General features: G+C 33.1%; 15 protein-coding genes. 6 read left to right on the forward strand and 9 right to left on the reverse strand.

The window, feature by feature from the left end; genetic code table 11:
- Nucleotides 1-389: 389 nt before the first annotated feature.
- The 3 genes from nrdF to nrdI all read right to left on the reverse strand — a co-directional run bounded on the left by nrdF (nt 390) and on the right by nrdI (nt 3948).
- On the reverse strand, nt 390-1358 hold the full coding sequence (gene nrdF / locus SSP_RS09950; RefSeq protein ID WP_002483928.1) for a class 1b ribonucleoside-diphosphate reductase subunit beta: 969 nt from the start codon (nt 1356-1358) through the stop codon (nt 390-392).
- Between the two features lie 123 nt (nt 1359-1481).
- Nucleotides 1482-3587 (reverse strand): class 1b ribonucleoside-diphosphate reductase subunit alpha, encoded by a 2106-nt coding sequence (gene nrdE / locus SSP_RS09955; protein ID WP_011303648.1) that lies wholly within the window; start codon nt 3585-3587, stop codon nt 1482-1484.
- Nucleotides 3550-3948, reverse strand: coding sequence for a class Ib ribonucleoside-diphosphate reductase assembly flavoprotein NrdI (gene nrdI, locus SSP_RS09960; protein WP_002483930.1), 399 nt, complete (start codon nt 3946-3948; stop codon nt 3550-3552). Before nrdI ends, nrdE begins: the two co-directional genes overlap by 38 nt.
- Nucleotides 3949-4674: 726 nt before the next feature.
- On the opposite strand from nrdI, the gene SSP_RS09965 reads away from it, so the two are divergent.
- The 5 genes from SSP_RS09965 (at nt 4675) to SSP_RS09985 (ending at nt 11066) form a co-directional block, all read left to right on the forward strand.
- Nucleotides 4675-5562 (forward strand): DMT family transporter, encoded by an 888-nt coding sequence (locus tag SSP_RS09965; RefSeq protein ID WP_011303649.1) that lies wholly within the window; start codon nt 4675-4677, stop codon nt 5560-5562.
- Between the two features lie 13 nt (nt 5563-5575).
- Nucleotides 5576-6076 carry a preQ(1) synthase gene (queF, locus tag SSP_RS09970; RefSeq protein ID WP_002483932.1) on the forward strand — a complete coding sequence of 167 codons (501 nt, stop codon included), beginning with the start codon at nt 5576-5578 and terminating at the stop codon, nt 6074-6076.
- A gap of 182 nt (nt 6077-6258) precedes the next feature.
- Nucleotides 6259-7773: a peptide MFS transporter gene (locus SSP_RS09975; RefSeq protein ID WP_011303650.1), complete on the forward strand. Its 1515-nt coding sequence runs from the start codon at nt 6259-6261 to the stop codon at nt 7771-7773.
- Nucleotides 7774-8143: 370 nt separating this feature from the next.
- A complete protein-coding gene (locus tag SSP_RS09980; RefSeq protein ID WP_011303651.1) occupies nt 8144-9649 on the forward strand; it encodes a peptide MFS transporter in 1506 nt (501 codons plus the stop codon).
- A gap of 457 nt (nt 9650-10106) precedes the next feature.
- Nucleotides 10107-11066 carry a diacylglycerol/lipid kinase family protein gene (locus SSP_RS09985; protein ID WP_041784836.1) on the forward strand — a complete coding sequence of 320 codons (960 nt, stop codon included), beginning with the start codon at nt 10107-10109 and terminating at the stop codon, nt 11064-11066.
- Nucleotides 11067-11236: 170 nt separating this feature from the next.
- On the opposite strand, the gene SSP_RS09990 is transcribed toward SSP_RS09985, so the two are convergent.
- The 6 genes from SSP_RS09990 to SSP_RS10015 all read right to left on the reverse strand — a co-directional run bounded on the left by SSP_RS09990 (nt 11237) and on the right by SSP_RS10015 (nt 19634).
- Nucleotides 11237-11785, reverse strand: coding sequence for a 5' nucleotidase, NT5C type (locus SSP_RS09990; protein ID WP_002483937.1), 549 nt, complete (start codon nt 11783-11785; stop codon nt 11237-11239).
- 177 nt (nt 11786-11962) lie between these two features.
- Nucleotides 11963-13018 (reverse strand): histidinol-phosphate transaminase, encoded by a 1056-nt coding sequence (gene hisC, locus SSP_RS09995; RefSeq protein ID WP_011303654.1) that lies wholly within the window; start codon nt 13016-13018, stop codon nt 11963-11965.
- Nucleotides 13019-13176: 158 nt separating this feature from the next.
- Nucleotides 13177-14694 carry an ABC transporter permease/substrate-binding protein gene (locus SSP_RS10000; protein ID WP_002483939.1) on the reverse strand — a complete coding sequence of 506 codons (1518 nt, stop codon included), beginning with the start codon at nt 14692-14694 and terminating at the stop codon, nt 13177-13179.
- A complete protein-coding gene (locus SSP_RS10005; protein ID WP_011303655.1) occupies nt 14691-15653 on the reverse strand; it encodes an ABC transporter ATP-binding protein in 963 nt (320 codons plus the stop codon). The genes SSP_RS10000 and SSP_RS10005 overlap by 4 nt, the downstream gene beginning before the upstream one ends.
- Nucleotides 15654-15958: 305 nt before the next feature.
- Nucleotides 15959-17737, reverse strand: a complete 1779-nt coding sequence (gene recQ, locus SSP_RS10010) for a DNA helicase RecQ (RefSeq protein ID WP_011303656.1) — start codon at nt 17735-17737, stop codon at nt 15959-15961.
- A gap of 13 nt (nt 17738-17750) precedes the next feature.
- On the reverse strand, nt 17751-19634 hold the full coding sequence (locus tag SSP_RS10015) for an ABC-F family ATP-binding cassette domain-containing protein (protein WP_011303657.1): 1884 nt from the start codon (nt 19632-19634) through the stop codon (nt 17751-17753).
- Nucleotides 19635-19746: 112 nt separating this feature from the next.
- Here SSP_RS10015 and SSP_RS10020 point away from each other — a divergent pair, with 112 nt between their 5' ends.
- A complete protein-coding gene (locus tag SSP_RS10020; protein WP_011303658.1) occupies nt 19747-20565 on the forward strand; it encodes a ZIP family metal transporter in 819 nt (272 codons plus the stop codon).
- Nucleotides 20566-20634 lie beyond the last annotated feature (69 nt).

Consider the following 20634-nt stretch of genomic DNA (forward strand, 5'->3'; position numbering starts at 1 on the left):
ACTATAAAATGCGATGCTCAAACTACATTGGTTATGATAATCATTATCAATACCTATAATAAAATTTTACCATTTTTAATGGTAAATTCAATAGCCTTGAGCAATTTAAACAAAAGTATTTAAATACAATCTATATATGTATAGCGTTATATTTAATATCACACCTTGAAAAACACACTTTCTTATTTTAATTGTTCATTTTTATGTAATTTTACTCTAATGGACTTTATATAATGTATATCTCTATTTAAATATCATGCCTGTTTATTTTATCCATAAGTAAAAAAGCCGAGACATAATGTCTCGGCTTTTTACTTATTATATACGGTTGACTAATACTTGCTTAAAATTGTACTTTCATCATGACATTTTTATAATTAATAGTGCTTCTACTCGTCAAAAACGAAGTCTTCATCTTTTAATGCTTCTACATTTAACGCTAATGTATAACCATCACCTTTAACTGAAAAGAAGTCATGGTTTTTAGTCGTTGTATCTAAAGCATTTTCAATAATTGGATTGAATTCACGTTCTTCAAAGTACGGATCAAATCCTAAATTAGATAATGCTTTGTTACCATTGTATCTCACATAGTTTAATACATCTTCAGCTAAACCAATATCATCATAAAGTGAATGCGTATAAGCTACCTCATTTTTATATAAATCATCTAATAATTTATACATTTCTTGATCTGCTTGCAGCTTTTCACTTTCTGAAAGTTCATTACGTAAACTTTGAGCATCCATACCAGTAAATACACCATGAATAGATTCATCTAATAAGATTTTACGAATGATTTCTCCAGAAGTCGTCATTTTACCTTGCCCAGCAAGATAAAGCGGATAATAGAAACCTGAATAGAATAAAAATGTTTCTAAGAACACACTTGATACTCGTGCGATATATTGATCATAAATTGAAGCCTCTTTACCCCATAATTTATGATAATTATTGATAATTTTATCTGATTTGTATTTTAAATGTGGTTCTTCAATAACCCATTTATCTAATAAATAGTTTGTTTCACTGGAAGGTAGTAACGTTGTAAAGATATGTGAATAACTTTTAGCATGGATTTGTTCCATCATTGCCATAAATGAATAAACGGCTTTTTTTCTTAAATCCGTAGTATGTAACATAATCAATGGCATGCCATCGTCAGCTTGATGTGTATCTAATCCTGTTAAACCAGCTAATGCTTTTTTAAAAGCCTCTTTTTCAGGATCTGTTAATGTTTTCCAGCTTGCAATATCTTTAGATACTTTAAATTCAGTTTCTACCCACATCTGTGAAATATTTTGTCGCCAAAACATATTCGTCATGTCTTCTTGCGTATTCCAATTGACTGCTTTCATTTAGTTATTGTCCCCTATCCAGTAAATATTTTTAATTAAGCAGTGATATGCAGCCTAATCTAACCATTGGATAAGGCTGCCTCATAACACCGCTGTTCACTTTGCACGTTTACATTTCATTTATTAAATTGAACAACTTGTACACTCTTCTACACTTAATAATTTATTACGTGTATAGTATAAAGATTTTAGACCTTTATGATGCGCATATACATATAATCTTGATAATTCACGCGTAGAAATTTCAGAATTAACATAAAGAATTGTAGAGATGCCCTGGTCAATATGTGTTTGAATCGTTGAGATTAAATCAATTAATTTCATTTGATCCGTATTAAATGCTGACTTGTAATACCACATTGTTTCTGGTGATAGGAATGGCATTGGATAGAATGTTTCCGCATTACCATACGTACGACGTTCGATTTGATCAACGATTGGCATTACAGAACTCGTAGCATTTTGGACATATGAAATACTTTGTGTCGGTGCAATCGCTAAGCGATATGCATGGAAAAGACCGTTTGTTTCCACTTGCTCTTGCAGTGCTTTCCAATCTTCTGGTGTCGGAATTTCTAAACCATCAAATAATTTGCGTACTTTTTCATATTTAGGTTCAAATGTTTGTGAAGTGTAAAATTCAAAATACTTACCATTAGCATAGTCTGATTGTTCAAAATCTTTGTATACTTCTTGTCTTTCTTTAGCGATTTCCATAGAACGTTCTATAGAATAATAATTCAACATCATAAAGAAGATATTGGCAAAGTCTTTAGCTTCTTCTGATTCATAACCAATTTTATTTTTAGCTAGATAACCGTGTAAATTCATTACACCTAAACCTACAGAATGTAACTCTCTATTGGCTTTCCTAACGCCTGGCGCATTTTGAATATCTGCTTCATCACTCACTACTGTCAATGCATCCATACCTGTATGAACTGAATCTTTAAACTTACCTGATTCCATAACATTAACGATGTTTAAAGAACCTAGATTACATGAAATGTCACGTTTAATTTCATCTTCTGTACCGTAATCGTTAATGATAGACGTTTCTTGTAATTGGAAAATTTCAGTACATAAATTACTCATTTTAATTTGGCCAATGTCTGAGTTAGCATGTACCTTATTTGCATTATCTTTGAACATTAAATAAGGATAACCAGATTGCAATTGTGTTTGTGCAATCGTATTTAACATTTCACGTGCATCTTTTTTCTTTTTATCAATATTAGGATTTGCAACAAGTTCATCATAGTATTCATCTAAATTAATGTCATCTAACGTTAAACCGTATTCTTTATAAATGGTATGCGGTGCAAACATATGGAAATCTTTTCCTTCTTTTGCTAAATCAAAGAATTTAGATGGCACAATTAAACCAGTTGAAATCGTTGATAAACGTAAATCTTCATCGGCGTTCACTTTTTTCGTATCTAAAAACTCTTCCACATCATAATGGAAAATATTTAAATAAACAGCACCTGCACCAGGTCTTTGACCTAATTGATCTGCATAACTAAAGCCACCTTCAAGAGATTTTGCAACAGGTAGCACGCCTTTCGCTACACCTTTAATTCCTTTGATTGCTTCTCCACGCGCACGTAGTTTAGAAAGATTAATGGCTACACCGCCGCCAATTTTACTTAATTGCTTTGCAGTCGAATCAATAAAATTAATAGAGTTTAAACTATCATCCGCTTCTAGCAAGAAACAAGATACTAATTCTCCACGACGTGCACGGCCAGCATTTAAGAATGTTGGTGTCGCTGGTTGATATCGTTGTTCCACCATTGCTGAAATAAATTGTTTGGCAGTCGCTTTATGGCCATTAGCTAAATAAAGTGCAACAATCGCTACGTGTTGCTTATAATCTTCTAGATATTGACTTTTACCGTTTGTTTTAAGTGCGTAATCTTTAAAGAATTTACTTGCTGACATGTAACTTGCAAATTCAAACGGAATACTTTTAGCATAATCTGTAATTTCTTGTAGATCAGCTTCTGAATATTTTGCAAACAAATCAAAATAAAAGTCATTATCAACGAGATAGCGCAAACGCTCAATTTCAGTGTCGAAATAAATTGTTTTATCCTGAATTTCTTCTAAATAAACTTCAAGCGCCTCTTGATCTTTTTCTAAATTAAAAAAGCCATTATCTTTACGTTTTGTTACTTCGTTATTTAACTCAATATGATTGTATTTCTTCTCGTCCATAATCTTCATTGAACTGTCCCACCTTATCTTTAAATTCGCTAATATCATTTTGTGTACCTTGAACTTCAAATTTCATTAGTAAAGGAACTTGATATTTTTCCGAGATAGATCGTCCAGCTTTCGCAAAGTTTTGTCCCCAATTGCGGTTTCCACTAGCTGCAACGCCTCTTAGTAAATCATGATTTATATCTAAAAATGACTGAACTGGTTGTGGTACTTCTCCAAAACCTATCGTTCCAGTGACCAAGATGAATGGTTCTTCAATCTTCTCAGTACAATTATTTTGAGTAATTTCCATAGTGTTAGTAATTTCTGCTTTTTTAATAAATCTACGTACATTACCAGAGAATGAAAAATAAACAACCTTCATTGGATCACCTTCTTTCTAATACTAGTATGTTATTAAGTTCACTTTGACGTTATTAAATAGTACTTTCATCGTATTTATATTTTAAATGTATTATAAGTAACCGTAGCGCACATATTGGGTAACCACAATATATAGTGATTTCTTTTAACTATATGTGATTATGTAAAAACTCAATAATTAAGCATTAATGCTTGATTTGTCATGATTAAACGTCCAAAATAGTGTGATTTTACTTAAAATTTGATTTATTATAAATAAATTGACTACGTCCCAAAACACAATATATTGTGTTTTTTCTTGGTCACAAATACTATATTATGTGTTTCATTATACATAACTCAGAAAGTTATTTAAAGGGCTTTGTTTTTGACAAAAGTTTGAATTCGAAACAGAAATGGCACCAATTCAACGTTAACTCGTACTTTTCTATTTATAAAAAATTTTTTTCGGAATTTAAAGCTATTTTAGTTGCTTTTTTCTAAAACCTTGTAACTATTGATATAGCGTCACTCAGCTTATCATCTAATACTAAATTGCTCACAATTGAAATTATCTAAGCAATAAAATACTTTGAAATATGTCTTGAATTTCATTGAATCAATACAGAACATTTGTTCGTGTTTTCATGTTACCTCATTTCCCTTTTACTTTCAAGCATATATACATAATCTATATAATTATGCTAATATGAATACGTTAAAAATTAAAATAATCGAGGCGATACATATGAATCCTAAAGTTAAAGGGATCATTGCTATCCTAGTTTCAGCAATTGGCTTTAGCTTTATGTCTGTTTTCTTCAGATTAGCTGGTGATTTGCCGGTGTTTCAAAAGTCACTCGCTCGAAATTTAGTAGCTATGTTTATCCCTTTATATTTCATTTATAAATATAAGCAACCCCTGTTTGGTAAACTTAGCAGTCAGCCACTTTTAATTTCACGTTCGACTTTAGGTCTAATCGGTGTTTTATTAAATATCTATGCCATAGACCATATGATATTAAGTGACGCTGATACGCTAATGAAACTCAATCCTTTTTGGACTATTTTGCTGAGTTTGATATTTCTAAATGAAAAAGTTCGTAACTATCAAATTATAGCGATGGTCATTGCAATATTCGGTATGTTATTCGTGGTTAAACCAGAATTCTCATCCTCTATGATTCCTGCTATTGGCGGTTTATTCTCTGGTATTTTTGCTGCAAGTGCATATACGTGTGTACGTGCATTGAGCACTCGCGAAGCACCCTATACAATTGTATTTTATTTTTCATTCTTTTCTATTGTAGTATTGATTCCATTTACGATTTTCACATTCGAACCAATGAGTATGATGCAGGTCATTTATTTAATTGGAGCTGGGCTCGCAGCAGCTGCTGGTCAAATTGGTATTACACTAGCCTATAGTTACGCTCCAGCTAAAGACATTTCGATATTCACTTATGCATCGATTATATTTACTGCATTCTTCGGTTTTATATTATTCGGAGAATCACCAGATTTCTATGCAATCTTGGGTTATGTCATTATCATAGCTTCAAGCTACTACATGTTTGAAAAAGCAAGACGCCAACCGCTATCAATTCAAAAAGAAGAACAAAAACCAAAAACATAAGGAGTGCTTTACCATGACAGAAGGACGTAATAAAGAAGAATTAGAAGATATTACATTACTCGGTAATCAAAATAACAAATACGATTTTGATTATAGACCTGACGTTTTAGAGTCGTTTGATAATAAGCATCAGGGACGCGATTATTTTGTTAAATTCAATTGCCCTGAGTTCACATCACTCTGCCCTATTACTGGTCAACCAGATTTCGCTACAATTTATATTTCTTATATTCCAAATATCAAAATGGTTGAATCAAAATCTTTAAAACTTTATTTATTTAGTTTTAGAAATCACGGTGATTTCCACGAAGACTGCATGAACATCATAATGAATGATTTAATCGAACTCATGGACCCTCATTATATTGAAGTTTGGGGCAAGTTCACACCACGTGGTGGCATCTCAATTGATCCATATACCAATTATGGCCGTCCAGATTCTAAATATGAAAAAATGGCAGAACATCGTTTAATGAATCATGATCTTTATCCTGAAAAAATAGATAATCGTTAAGATTTCTTCATTATAATAACTACCCACAAGATCTTAAAGTATCTTGCAGGTAGTTTATTTTTATATTATTTCATTTTTTATTAAATTGATTCCAAACTTAATTTTGCGCTATTGATATATACACTTGTTATTTTTGTAAAAACATTATAAAATAAATCCAACCATTTAGGGGGAGGGAAATTATGAAAAAAATTAATTATACACACGAAGAAATTATGGAAAGTACTCCAAGAACCGGTTTCTTCGGCCATCCAAAAGGACTAAGTACATTATTCTTCACTGAATTTTGGGAGAGGTTCAGTTACTATGGGATGAAAGCGATACTCATATACTATCTTTACTATAGTGTTGCTGAGGGTGGTTTCGGTCTAAGTCAAGCAGTTGCAATGCAAATTGTTGCTATCTACGGTACATTAATCTACATGTCAGGTGTCATCGGTGGTTGGATTGCCGACAGGATTACCGGCACCCAGAATGCCGTCTTTTATGGTGGCTTCTTGATTATGATAGGTCATATCTTACTTTCACTACCAAATAACTTAACGTTAGTCATGGTAGCACTCGCAGTCATTATTGCTGGTACCGGTTTATTAAAACCAAATATCTCAACGACCGTTGGTGAATTATATGATCGTAACGATGTCCGTCGTGATGCTGCATTCACATTATTTTACATGGGTATTAACTTAGGTAGTTTGACTGCACCGTTATTAACGGGTTACTTACAAACTAGAATTAGTTTCCATGCTGGCTTCTTAGCTGCTGCAATTGGCATGTTCTGTGGTTTAGTCGTTTACGCAATTAAACGTAAGAAAAACTTAGGATTAGCTGGTCGTAATGTTCCTAATCCACTAACTAAGCCTGAACTTAAAAAATTCGGTTTGATATCTGGTGGTATCATTCTATTATTCTTAATTTACTTACTTATCCTGCAATTAAATAATGCTTTAACTTTAGAAAATTTCAGTTTCTTAATTACTATTTTAGGTATCGTATTACCGATTTACATCTTTATTAATATGATTGCGAGTAAAGATGTAACGAAAGATGAACGTTCACGTGTTTACAGTTACATACCTTTATATATCACATCTGTTGCCTTTTGGATGATTCAAGAACAAGGCTCAACGATTTTAGCAACATTCGCAGATAAAAAGACACAATTAGAAATGTCAGTGCTTACAAATGGTTTAATTGACTTTTCAATACCATCAGCTTGGGCACAGTCACTCAACCCAATCTTTATCGTGGTACTTGCACCAATATTTGCAACACTTTGGATGAAATTAGGTAAACACAATCCACCTACCGTTTATAAATTTGCTATCGGTGTAATCGTTGCTGGTTTGTCTTACTTAGTTATGATTATTCCTTTAGCTACAGGCGTTGAATTAATAAATCCATTATGGCTTGTACTCAGTTTCTTATTAATTACAATTGGTGAACTTTGTATATCACCTGTTGGTTTGTCTACAACGACTAAATTAGCACCTGTGACATTTACAGCACGTATGATGAGTTTGTGGATGTTAAGTAATGCTACTGCACAAGGACTTAACGCACAACTTGTTGTTGTCTATACAAAAATAAATCAAAGTGACTATTTTATGTATTCAGGTTTATTTGCAGTCGTTATCGGTATACTTCTATTAATCATTTCACCTAAAGTAAAACGTGCCATGAAAGGCGTATACTAATCGTTCATATTACTATTTAAAATCAACTTATGATTTTAAATGAATTAATATTGCTCATCCAAGCTTATAAAGCTGGGTGAGCAGTTTTTTTATTTCCTAATAGTTTTTTTATTATAAGGACATTGAGTACAAACATACCCCTCTTCACATTCATTACTGATGCAAAGCAAGCTATATATTATTCATTTTATAATTACATCTAATTATCATCATTTAAATGAGGAAATTAAATGGTATAAAATTGATTGCATAAAATAACAGAATATTCTCAATATTCTTATTTTGAGAATATTATTGCAATTTAATTTAATAAAGCGTAAAATTTTTTTTATATATTTTTATTGGGAGTAAGAAAGGACGGGAATGTTTTATGCAAGACAAATACATAGCGCAAGACTCAGCAGTAGAATCAATTCCTCAAAAAGGATTTTTTGGACATCCTAAAGGACTAGGGGTGCTATTCTTTGTAGAATTTTGGGAAAGATTTAGCTACTATGGTATGCGCGCTTTACTTATCTTTTATATGTATTTCGCTATAAAAGATGGCGGACTAGGTATGGATAAAGGTACCGCACAGTCAGTTATGGCTGTTTACGGTGCACTAATATATATGACATCGGTACTTGGTGGTTGGATTTCGGATAGAATTACGGGTACACGTGCTGCTACTTTCTATGGTGGTGTACTCATTATTATCGGGCATATTTTCTTAAGTTTACCATTAGATATTGTCGGATTATTTATCTCAATGTTCTTCATTATCGTTGGATCTGGTTTAATGAAACCAAGTATTTCTAATATCGTTGGTCGATTATACCCAGAAAATGATACACGTATTGATGCAGGCTTTGTTATTTTCTATATGTCTGTCAATCTAGGTGGACTTATTTCACCATTGATTCTAAATCAGTTCGTAAATACTGGTAATTTCCATGCTGGTTTCTTAATTGCAGCTGTAGGTATGGCGCTTGGTTTAGCTTGGTACATGATATTTAACAAGAAAAATATCGGTAATGTAGGTACAAAACCAACGAATCCATTAAACCAAAGCGAAAAGAAAAAATATGCATTGATATTTATCGTGGCTATTTTAATTATTGCTGCAGTGCTTGTTATTACAGCATTAACTGGTACATTATCATTTAATATCGTTAGTACAACTGTATTGATACTTGGTGTAGCATTACCAATTATCTATTTCACAATTATGATTCGTAGTAAAGATGTTACTGATGATGAACGCTCACGTGTTATTTCATTTATACCACTTTTCCTTTTAGGTGTTGTATTCTGGTCTATTCAAGAACAAGGTGCCAACGTACTTAACCTATTTGCCTTTGAAAGTAGTGATATGAAATTAAACCTCTTTGGTTGGAAGACAGATTTCGGTCCAGCACTATTCCAATCCATTAACCCATTATTCATCGTGTTATTAGCACCTGTTATCTCACTGATATGGGCAAAAATGGCACGACGTCAACCAAGTTTAGCAACTAAATTTGTACTCGGTGCGTCACTAGCTGGTGCTTCTTACATTATGATTGGTTTAATTGGTCACACATCTGGTAATAATTTAAGTGTTAACTGGGTTATTCTTTCCTACATTATTTGTGTTATTGGTGAATTATGTTTATCTCCTACAGGTAACAGTGCAGCAGTTAAATTAGCACCAAAAGCATTTAACACACAAATGATGAGTTTATGGTTATTAACGAATGCATGTGCGCAAGCAATTAACGGTACCTTAGTTAAATTGATTGAACCGCTTGGCCATAAAAATTACTTCCTACTTTTAGGTGGTATTGCAATCGTAGTCAGCCTTGTTATTCTTGCTTTCGTACCAAAAATTGTCAAAGGCATGCGCGGTATTAAATAGTTTCTACAATTTCAAAAAACTATTTATTCTGATGATTTTCATTTTAAAAACATCTGGGTCATACGTACCCATGTTCAAAAAGAGGACTTCCATAAATGGATGAGTCCTCTTTTTTTAAAGATTTACGATTTTGAATGTCCTTATTGGTCTATGGTTTATGGCTCGAGCTTGAAATCTCTCACTCATACAATGATCCTAGGTATCAACCATTGATACAACATAGATTAAAGTAAGAAAGCCCCTTTTCACCTCTATGTGACACTTATATAGAGATATTTTTTATTGAATGGCTGATTTGCGGCCCTATATATGGAAATTTTTATCACCATACTCAAATACAATTCGCAGATAAACTTGATTAATACATGAATCCCTACATACATATATACGACATTAAACATATTTTTAACTAAAAACGGGTACACTGATATAGATACAAATCTAAAATCAAAGAAATATGGTGAGCACCTTGACTAAAAAACAATTTAAACATGGCGTATTATTTTACCATGAACATACCGGGATTAAAGACATCTATAGAGGTCTAGGAGATGTCGCAACATCCTTAACTACATTTTGTAGACATTTATCAATACAACTCAGTGAAAATGAAGGAGATATTATTACCTTCTGCCAAAAAATTAAAGATAAACGTTACAGTGATGATGTTGATATTATCTTTATTTTAGGCGGCGATGGTACGGTCAATGAGTTAGTTAATGGCATTATGAAGAGTGAATTAAATCTTCCTATTGGTATCATTCCAGGAGGCACATTTAATGATTTTGTAAAAACTTTAAATCTTAATCCACGTCATAAAATGGCCAGTCAACAACTGATGAATGCGGAATTAAGACCTTACGATGTCATGAAGATAAATGATGAATATGCACTCAACTTTGTTGGACTTGGATTAATTGTTCAAAATGCTGAAAATGTACAAAATGGTAATAAAGATATCTTTGGTAAGTTAAGTTATGTAGGTTCTACAGTTAAAACGTTACTTAATCCAGAGCATTTTGATTATAAAATTTCAGTTGATAATCAAACCGTAGACGGTAATACTTCAATGCTCGTCGTAGCCAATGGACCTTTTATAGGTGGAAGTCGTATTCCATTAACCGATTTATCACCTAATGATGGTTATTTAAATACGTTCATCTTCAAAGAACAAAGTTCAAGTGTTTTAAATGATGTATTTAAACAACGTGATAGCATGAATTGGAACAAAATGACAGAAGGCATTAAACATTTACCGGCAAAAAAAATAACGATTGAAACAGATCCACAAATGAAGGTGGATATTGATGGAGAAATTAATCTAAAAACACCTTTAGAAATTGAAGTTATCCCAAATGCTATTCAAATCTTGACATTGCCTGAAGCACAAGCAACGAACCAACCAGAAAGTGAATAAATGATATAGTGATATGAGATGACTTCACTTACAGTACTCTCTAACTTATAAAATAATGGATTAATTTCATAGCAATAAACAAAAACGAGTCTGGGACATAAATAGATGTCTCAGACTCGTTTCTTATTAAACTAAATGATTTATGTCTCTACCCAATTTTATGACAATGTTTAGATATGATATGCACTATCACCTAGGAAATATTGTTCTACCTCTTTCCAGTTATTAACACGTGTAAATCTATCATCATTAATATTATGTGTAGCCGTATATATAATTGGTGTACCCTTGAAAATACTTAGTTGTCTTGGGTTATCATCAATTAAATAATCTGCATGTACAATATCTTTTCTACCACAAAATACAAAATGCTGTGGATCTAAGAATGGGAAGTACTCTCTTAACCACGCGTATTTATCATGAAATGACGTTGGAACGTCCATTGCTGCAGTTGCGATAAACACATCATAGTGTTCTGTTAATTTTTTAACAACATCTTGCGCATCTGACATCACTTTTAATTTCTTAAAAAAGCCAGGCTCCCTTAAAATTTCAGTTAACAAACCATCATGCTCTGGCATGGCATGTCTCAACTTAATGCCATCTAACATATCAATCGTAATCCCTAAGTCTGTACGTTGATTGACATCTTCAATCAATGCACCTACAGTATCTGCAAGCACTTCGTCCATATCAATCGCAATCTTCTTTTTTGTCATGTCTCACTCTACTCCCTTTTCAATTCATAATCTAAAATAAATAGCACACGATACATCGTCATATAGGCTAAATCTAATAGTTAATATTTATTTAAGTATAGCAAAAACGTTCAACGAAACCAAAATTGCAATAAAATTACAAATTTAGTAACGTAGAACGTTTCGTTCATACACCTTTTATAAAGTAAACTGCGCTAATACTTCACGCATTTTTGCATTTTGTTCTGGGAAACCGATCGTAATTCTTACGCCATTCGGAAATTCTCTTGTTATGCATCCCACATTGAGTAATGCTTCATATAATTCATGTGGTTTGTCCGTCTTAACAAAGACAAAATTAGTTTGGCTTGGGTAAAAGTGATCACTTTGTGATAATTCAAAGAATTTTTCTCTTTCCTCTGCATTACGTTCACGGATAGAAGCTAAGTATTCTTGATCTTCCAACGCAGCTAATGCAGCATATTCAGATAAACGTCCTACGTTAAATGGTGGACGTATGATATTATACTTTTCAATGGCTTCTTTTGCTGCAATTACATAACCAATACGCATGCCTGCTAAGCCATATGCTTTTGAAAATGTACGCAATAAAAATGCGTTTTCAAATTCTTGTTGTAAAGCTAAAGTATCTGGAAAATCTTTGGCTGTAGCGAATTCTACGTATGCTTCATCTACAATCACTGGAATATGACTTGGTACACGTTCCAAGAAATTGCGAAGCGCATCATGTGTAAAATATCTACCAGTCGGATTATTTGGATTACATAACCATACCAGTTTAGTATCATTATCTATTTCTGATAAGATGCCATCCAAATCAAATTCACCGTTTTGTAATGGAACTTGCACCACATTTGCAGATTCTACAATTGCGTTATGATAATATTGGCCAAATGTCATCTCGCTCGTCACAATTTTATCACCAGGCGTCAATACTGCTCTCGAAATCATTAAAATGACTTCATCTAAACCTGCACCAAATAAAATGCGTGCTGGGTCTATATTTAAATGTTTGCTAATTGCCTCTTTGATTAATGGAGAACCTGTTTCTGGATAATATTGCAATTCATCTAAATGTGCTTGAATTGCTTCTTTAACTTTTGGTGACGGACCATATAAATTCTCATTCGATGCTAATTTATGTAATTCGCCTTTAATACCATAATTTTCTTTTAATGCTCTAGGTGATAACCCAGGTTCATATGCTGATAATTGCTCTATTTGTTTCTTCATTGTTGTATCGGTCCTCCTTGAATTTACAGAAATTTCAAAACTTAATAACCATTATAAACCCAATGTTCAACGAAAATCAATGCATCCTTATCATCAAATTAAGTTTAAAATATGAGGCCAGTACATCATTAGATGTCTCAGCCTCATATTTTTGTATACTAATGTTTTATTAAATTGTGTTTTTCTAAATAATCTTTTGCCACTTGATATGGATCTTTATTCTTAACGGTTACATCATAATTCATCTGTTGCATATCTTCATCTGAAATTTTACCTTCTAATTTATTCAGTGGTTTTTTAATTTCTGGATGTTCTTTTAAGTATGATTCCTTAAACATAGGTGCCCCTTGATAAGGTGGGAAGACATGTTTATCATCTTCTAATACAACCATATCATATTCTTTAAGTTCAGCATCTGTTGAATAAGCATCAATCAAATTAATGTCTCCATTTTCAATTGCTTGATAACGTAATTTAGGCTCCATTGTTTTCACGTCACCTAAATCAAGGTCATATGCTTTTTTAACGGCAGGATAACCATCGCCACGATCATTAAATTCTAAAGTAAAGCCAGGTTTAATCTGATCACTTACTTTATTTAAATCACCAATCGTCTTAATATGATGTGCTTCTGCAAAGTCTCTTTTAACTGCTAAAGCATACGTATTGTTGTATTTCATTGGTTTCAGCATTGTCATATCAAATTTATCTTCCAGACTAGATTTTGCTTGTTGATAGACTTGCGCTTCTTTTTTAGATTTTAAATCCTCTTTTGTTAGTTCACCTAGTACCGTACCTGTAAACTCTAAATAGCCATCAATGTCATCCGATTTTAATGCATTAAATAAGAATGATGTTTTTCCCATACCGTCTTTAACTTCTACAGTATCCTCGGTATCTTGTTCAATTAAAATCTTATACATATTCGTAATCACGGATGGCTCAGAACCTAATTTACCTGCTAGAGTCACTTTGTCACCCTTTTGACCTAGCATAGGCGCAATAATCACTAATAATAAAATAATTACAATGACGCCAAGCGAAATAAGTAATTTTTTATATGACATGTTTTGCATATATCTTAAAACTAAATCAAATAGTATAGCTAATAATGCTGCTGGAATGGCACCAATTAGTATTAATGAAGTATCATTTCGGTCGATACCTAACAAGATAAGATCACCTAAACCACCAGCACCTATTAATGCTGCAAGTGTAGCAGTCCCAATAATTAAAACCATCGCTGTTCTAATACCAGCCATAATAACAGGCATAGCAATAGGTAATTCGACTTTCGAAAGACGTCGTCCAGGTTTCATACCTATCCCTTTTGCCGCTTCCACTAGTGATGGATCCACTTCGTTTATACCTGTATATGTATTTCTTAAAATAGGTAATAATGCATATACAACTAACGCAATCACCGCTGGTACTTTACCAATACCGAACAACGGGATCATAAGACCTAATAAAGCAAGAGAAGGTATTGTTTGTAACACTGCAGCAATATTCATAATAACTTCAGACAATTTACGTGTCTTTGTTAAGGCAATACCTAATGGTACACCTATTAAAGCCGCAATCAACAGAGCAATAAATGAAATTTGAATATGTTCAAATATCGTGGTTAATAATTCTCCCCTACGTTGAATGAGTGTATCTATGAAGGCATTCATTCATGATGACCTCCTTTACGTTCCGATAATATTTCAAAAATGTCCTGACGACTTAACACGTGTTGCGTAGCATTTGTAATATCTTGAACGATAATTGCTTCATGACTTGCTAACGCTGAATAGATATCTTTCACGTATTTGTCACTATCGATAACAGGATAACCTGCTTTCACATCTTGCTCATGGATAGGAAGTCCATCAATGATTTCTGATAATTTTAAATCATTAACCGTACGTTGTAATTGATTTCCCATAAATTGTTTCACAAAGTCATTTTTAGGATGATTGATGAATCCTTCTGGCGTATCAATTTGTTCTACATGACCTTTATTTAACAAACAAATTCTATCTCCCAATTTCATTGCTTCTTGAATATCATGTGTCACAAAAATAATCGTTTTCTTGATTTGTTGTTGAAGTTCTAATAAATCATCTTGTAATTTCTCTCGACTAATGGGATCTAACGCACTAAATGGCTCATCCATTAAGATAACTGGTGGATCGGCTGCTAATGCTCGAACAACGCCTACACGTTGTTGTTGACCACCAGATAGCTCATCAGGTTTTCTATTTTTATATGTTTCTGGTTCTAAACCAACCATATCCATGAGTTCTTCAACACGCTGATTCGTTGTTTGTTCATTCCATTTTTTCATCTGTGGTACTTGCGCAATGTTTTCTTTAATTGTCATATGTGGAAATAAAGCAATTTGTTGCAACACATACCCAATATCCCATCTCATTTCATAAACAGGATAGTCACTTATCGGCTTATCATTAAAATAGATGTAACCTTCTGAAAGTGAGATTAATCTATTAATCATCTTTAAAGTTGTCGTCTTACCGCAACCAGATGGCCCAATCAATACAAAAAATTCCCCTTTTTGTATATTGAAACTGATATCATCTACGGCTGTTTTATCCCCATAACGTTTTACTACATTTTTAAATTCTATCACTTTTTCACCTTCACTTTAATATACTCAAATTACAATTATTATAGTTTATTCCCTATTTATATATAATTTATGTATTATTCATCAAAAACTCAAAACAACATTAAACATACATCTTATAAAACTTTTTATAAAAATAGCGAAGTTAATTTTTAACAAAAACTAAATCTATGGCATACATGGTTGCATAGAAATATTAATTATTGTCAAATTAACTTCGCAGTTATGTTGTTCATGATAAGTACACATTTTCATTTATATTATTAAGTATATAGATATATTTTTGAAAATTAAAATGTTTAGCTCATTTAACTTTTAGCTTTGTATGTTTGGATTTTTTCTAAAAACATCGGACAGTAATGCTTTAATTTATAACTTCCTACACCATCAATCAAAATCATCTCTTGTTTAGATTCTGGTTTTCTTTTTGCAAATTCTTCTAATGTGAAATCTGAGAATATGCTGACTGGTGGAATACTTAACGACTCACTTAATTGCTTGCGTACGTTAATTAATTCATCAAACAATGCACGGTCTACACCTTCGACCGTATTGATATTTACTTTCTCTTTCGACTTACGTTTAAATGGTGTTGTATATACATCTACTTGGTTATTCAATAATTCTTTGACTGAATTATCACAAGTTAAAATTTCATCGTGTTCATTTAAAAATCCTTTAAATCTAAGTTCATCAATAAGGTGACTGAGATCAGATGTTGTATAATTTTTCATAATGCCATGTGTTGATAGCTGATGATAATCACAATAGCGAATATAATCTGACTCTTCGCCTCTCAACACCTGAATAATCACACTATAACTTTCTTGTTGTTTCATACGTGCAATACAACTGACAATCATCTTAGCTTCATCCGTCATATTGTACGTTTTATTTTCAACGACACAATTACTACATTGGCCACATTCTTCTAATTTTTCATTTGGCTCAAAATAATGAACAAGCGTCGCTTCCAGACATTTCTTAGTTTTAGTATAAAGTATCATTTTATTAAGCTTTTCACCCATTTTATCTTTGTAATCATCGTCTGCTTTTGATGATGAAATAAAATATTGGTGCAAGCCAATATCACGTTCACTAAATAGCAATATACAATCACTATTTAAACCATCACGTCCTGCACGTCCTGCTTCTTGATAATAAGATTCTAAATCACCTGGCATATTGTAATGGATCACAAAACGAACATTAGATTTGTCAATTCCCATACCAAATGCGTTGGTAGCTACTACAACACGGACACGGTCATAAACAAAATCGTTCTGTGCTGCCTCACGTTCTTTATTAGAAAGCCCAGCGTGGTATATGGTACTATCTACGCCGTTGTTTTCTAAAGCGTCATGTAATTCTTCTACTTGTTTACGCGTTGAACAATAAATAATACCCGCTGCATTTTTATGTTCTTTGACGTACTCCATCACAAATTTCTGACGTTGATAAGTCGGATTTACTTTAAAAACTAAATTACGTCGTTTTGTACTTGTTTTAACCTCATCATGCTTACCAATATTCAAACGTTCCATGATGTCTTTTTGAACTTCTATCGTGGCTGTCGCTGTAAGTGCTACAATCGTAAAATCTTGTGGTAATGCAAACACTTTATGAATAACATCTTGATAACTCGGTCTAAAATCATGACCCCATTTTGAAATACAATGTGCTTCGTCAAATGCAACTAAATGAATAGATAGTTGTTGTAATAATCTTATAAAATAAACATTATCAAAACGTTCCGGTGCAACATATAAAAATTGAATCTCACCTTTTCGAAGTTGGGTCTCAATTTCTTTTTGTTGCTTTTGCGTCAAACTACTATTTAAGTAAGCTGCATGTATACCCATGGCCTTTAATTGATCAACTTGGTCTTTCATCAAAGAAATTAATGGGCTGATGACAATCGTCGTTCCACCCAACATTAATCCTGGTACTTGATAACAAATTGATTTTCCCCCACCAGTTGGTAACACACCTAGCACATTTTGATGGTTCATGACTCTAGTTATGATTTCTTTTTGACCAGGACGATAAGTATCATAGCCAAAATAATGTGATAATGTTGACTCCATGTTATAAAATCCCTCATTGTTCTTTTAGTTCTTCAAGTTCGCTCCATCTTGAGATATCTGTTTCATACTGTTCATTTAATTGCTTTTGTTCTTCATTCAACGCTTTTATCTTAGCGTAATCTGAACTTGCTGCAACCATTTCTTCATCAATCTCTTCTAACCTCTGTTCAGTTGTATCAATACGTTCAATGATAGTTTCATATTCTTTTTGCTCTTTATATGATAAACCTTTTTTCTTTTTCTTCTCATTATTTGTTTTATTTTTTGATTGTTGTTTAGCCTGTTGTTCTATCTTTTGATCTTGCTCTTTTTTATATGCTTCATAATCCTCAAACGTACCGATGATGCGTTCCATTTTTCCGTCATGAATATACCAATATTCCTGAGCGACTTTATTTAAAAAGTATCGATCATGGCTGACAGTGATGACGGCACCACCAAATGTCTCAACATAATCTTCAAGAATTGTAAGTGTCTCTGTATCTAAATCATTTGTTGGTTCATCTAGTAGTAGCACATTCGGTTGATGGACTAATAATTTTAAAAGATATAACCTTTTTTGCTCGCCACCTGATAATTTATAGATTTTTTTACCATGTGTTGCACTTGGAAATAGAAATCTTTCAAGCAATTGCGTTATAGATACGGAAGTGCCATCTTTTTCTTTAGCAACTTCACTTTCTTCTCTTAAATAGTCAATCATCCTGATGTCGCGATCGAGACGCTCTTCTGTTTGTTTAAAATATGCGACCTTAACGGTTTGACCAATTTTAAGATTACCTTCATAACTTTGATCTTCACCGCTCAATATATTCAGTAATGTTGTCTTACCTGCGCCATTTGGCCCCACAATACCTATTTGTTGGCCACTTTGAATGATTTGTGTGATGTCTTCAAATAGCGTTTTATCATTTATCCGTTTGGTTAAATGCTCTAATTCAAACACTTGTTTTCCAAGTCTTGAATATGCCAAATTCAACGATGCTTTATCTTGATGTTGTTGCCCTTTCACATCTTGTTCCAAATCATTAAATCTGTTCTTTCTAGCTTGTTGTTTAGTAGAACGGGCTTTAACTCCAGCACGCATCCATGCGAGTTCTTTTTTATATAAGGATTGTTGCTTAGCTTGTTGTTTTTGTTCTATGACTTCATTTTCAGCACGTTTAGCAATATAAGCTTCATAATTACCTGTATATGTCGTGAGTTTACCGCGATCAAGTTCTATGATGCGTGACGATACTTCATTTAAAAAGTAACGATCATGCGTTACAAACAATACTGTATGCGGATATTGTTTTACATAATTGATTAACCAATTGATAGATTCAAAATCTAAATGGTTGGTAGGTTCATCTAAGAGTAGTAAATCAGGTTGTTCTATTAATGTTTTAGCTAAGCCAACCCTTTTTTGTTGACCACCAGAAAGTGCACTCACTTCTTTCGTCGTGTCATAAATACCTAATTTTGACAGAATCGTTTTAATTTCTGCACTATAATCCCACGCCTGATAATTATCCATCTCTTCTTGTGCATTCATCATTTTTTTGAAATCATCATCGCTTTGTGTTGCAGTATATTGATTTAAAGCTGATTCATATGCACGAATCACTTGTAGTGTTTTCGTTTCTGAAGTTAATACAGCTTCAAATACAGTCATATTACGATCAAATTCTTGCTTTTGCGAAGAATATCTAATGCGATAGGCGTTAGGATGCGAGACTTCAGCATTAAAGTCTTCATCTAATCCAGCTATCACTTTGAGTAGTGTACTTTTTCCTGTACCGTTTATACCTACAAGTCCTATTTTTTCACCTTCAGAAATAGACAATTGCAAATCATCAAAAATGATTTTATCGGCATATGATTTATGTAAATGTTCAATTTTGTATGCTTCCATTGTCCAACATCCTTTTAAATATCGAAAATTATAATTATTTCTGTTAAACTTAATTTCAGTTCTATATATTATACACCTTTTTGAACTCAAATGATACAAAGGAGCGAAGCTTATGTCGGAAAATTTCCAAAACTTACCTCCTTATATCCAAGCATTAATAGCAGGTATTATCACTTGGCTACTAACTGCATTAGGAGCAGCAGCGGTCTTTATTTTTAAAAGAGTAAACGACAAAATATTAAATTCTATGCAAGGGTTTGCTGCAGGTATAATGATTGCAGCAAGTTTTTGGTCTCTTTTACAACCGGCTATTGACTATGGCGAAGGTTCATCAGTACCATGGTTACCCGCTGCTATCGGTTTTCTATTGGGCGGTCTTTTCATTCGTGGATTAGATTTAGTCATCCCACATATACACCCTAACACCCAAGACACAAACCAATACCACGAAGGTGTAGGTACTAAAAAACTCAATAAAAACACGTTACTTGTTTTAGCTATTACACTCCATAACATTCCTGAAGGCCTATCAATCGGTGTCGCATTTGGCGGTATTGTATCTGGTAATGGACAAGCGACATTTTTAGGTGCACTTGGACTCGCAATTGGTATTGGTATTCAGAATATTCCTGAAGGTGCTGCCCTATCTATGCCGATACGTGCTGCAGGAGCCTCAAGATGGAAAGCTTTTAATTATGGACAAGCATCCGCAATCGTTGAACCTATATTTGCAACGATTGGTGCAGCAGCCGTATTAATTATTACACCCATGCTACCATATGCGTTAGCATTTGCTGCAGGTGCAATGATATTCGTTGTGGTTGAAGAACTAATCCCTGATTCCCAAGCCAGTAATAACACTGATCTTGCAACGTTAAGTTTAATGGTTGGTTTCATAATCATGATGATACTTGATGTAGCTCTAGGATAAGAGATAAGGCATACGATCATACCCTATTCAAACTTTATAGGATTTCCAGTAAAAAACGTCAATTTCTAT

The sequence above is a fragment of the Staphylococcus saprophyticus subsp. saprophyticus ATCC 15305 = NCTC 7292 genome (genome assembly GCF_000010125.1).
GTDB classification, from domain to species: Bacteria; Bacillota; Bacilli; order Staphylococcales; family Staphylococcaceae; genus Staphylococcus; species Staphylococcus saprophyticus.

Excerpts from the sequence above, each read along its gene's own strand:
- nrdF (WP_002483928.1), bottom strand. The coding sequence starts at position 1,358 with ATGAAAGCAGTCAATTGGAATACGCAAGAAGACATGACGAATATGTTT.
- nrdE (WP_011303648.1), bottom strand. The coding sequence starts at position 3,587 with ATGAAGATTATGGACGAGAAGAAATACAATCATATTGAGTTAAATAAC.
- nrdI (WP_002483930.1), bottom strand. The coding sequence starts at position 3,948 with ATGAAGGTTGTTTATTTTTCATTCTCTGGTAATGTACGTAGATTTATT.
- SSP_RS09965 (WP_011303649.1), top strand. The coding sequence starts at position 4,675 with ATGAATCCTAAAGTTAAAGGGATCATTGCTATCCTAGTTTCAGCAATT.
- queF (WP_002483932.1), top strand. The coding sequence starts at position 5,576 with ATGACAGAAGGACGTAATAAAGAAGAATTAGAAGATATTACATTACTC.
- SSP_RS09975 (WP_011303650.1), top strand. The coding sequence starts at position 6,259 with ATGAAAAAAATTAATTATACACACGAAGAAATTATGGAAAGTACTCCA.
- SSP_RS09980 (WP_011303651.1), top strand. The coding sequence starts at position 8,144 with ATGCAAGACAAATACATAGCGCAAGACTCAGCAGTAGAATCAATTCCT.
- SSP_RS09985 (WP_041784836.1), top strand. The coding sequence starts at position 10,107 with ATGGTGAGCACCTTGACTAAAAAACAATTTAAACATGGCGTATTATTT.
- SSP_RS09990 (WP_002483937.1), bottom strand. The coding sequence starts at position 11,785 with ATGACAAAAAAGAAGATTGCGATTGATATGGACGAAGTGCTTGCAGAT.
- hisC (WP_011303654.1), bottom strand. The coding sequence starts at position 13,018 with ATGAAGAAACAAATAGAGCAATTATCAGCATATGAACCTGGGTTATCA.
- SSP_RS10000 (WP_002483939.1), bottom strand. The coding sequence starts at position 14,694 with ATGAATGCCTTCATAGATACACTCATTCAACGTAGGGGAGAATTATTA.
- recQ (WP_011303656.1), bottom strand. The coding sequence starts at position 17,737 with ATGGAGTCAACATTATCACATTATTTTGGCTATGATACTTATCGTCCT.
- SSP_RS10015 (WP_011303657.1), bottom strand. The coding sequence starts at position 19,634 with ATGGAAGCATACAAAATTGAACATTTACATAAATCATATGCCGATAAA.
- SSP_RS10020 (WP_011303658.1), top strand. The coding sequence starts at position 19,747 with ATGTCGGAAAATTTCCAAAACTTACCTCCTTATATCCAAGCATTAATA.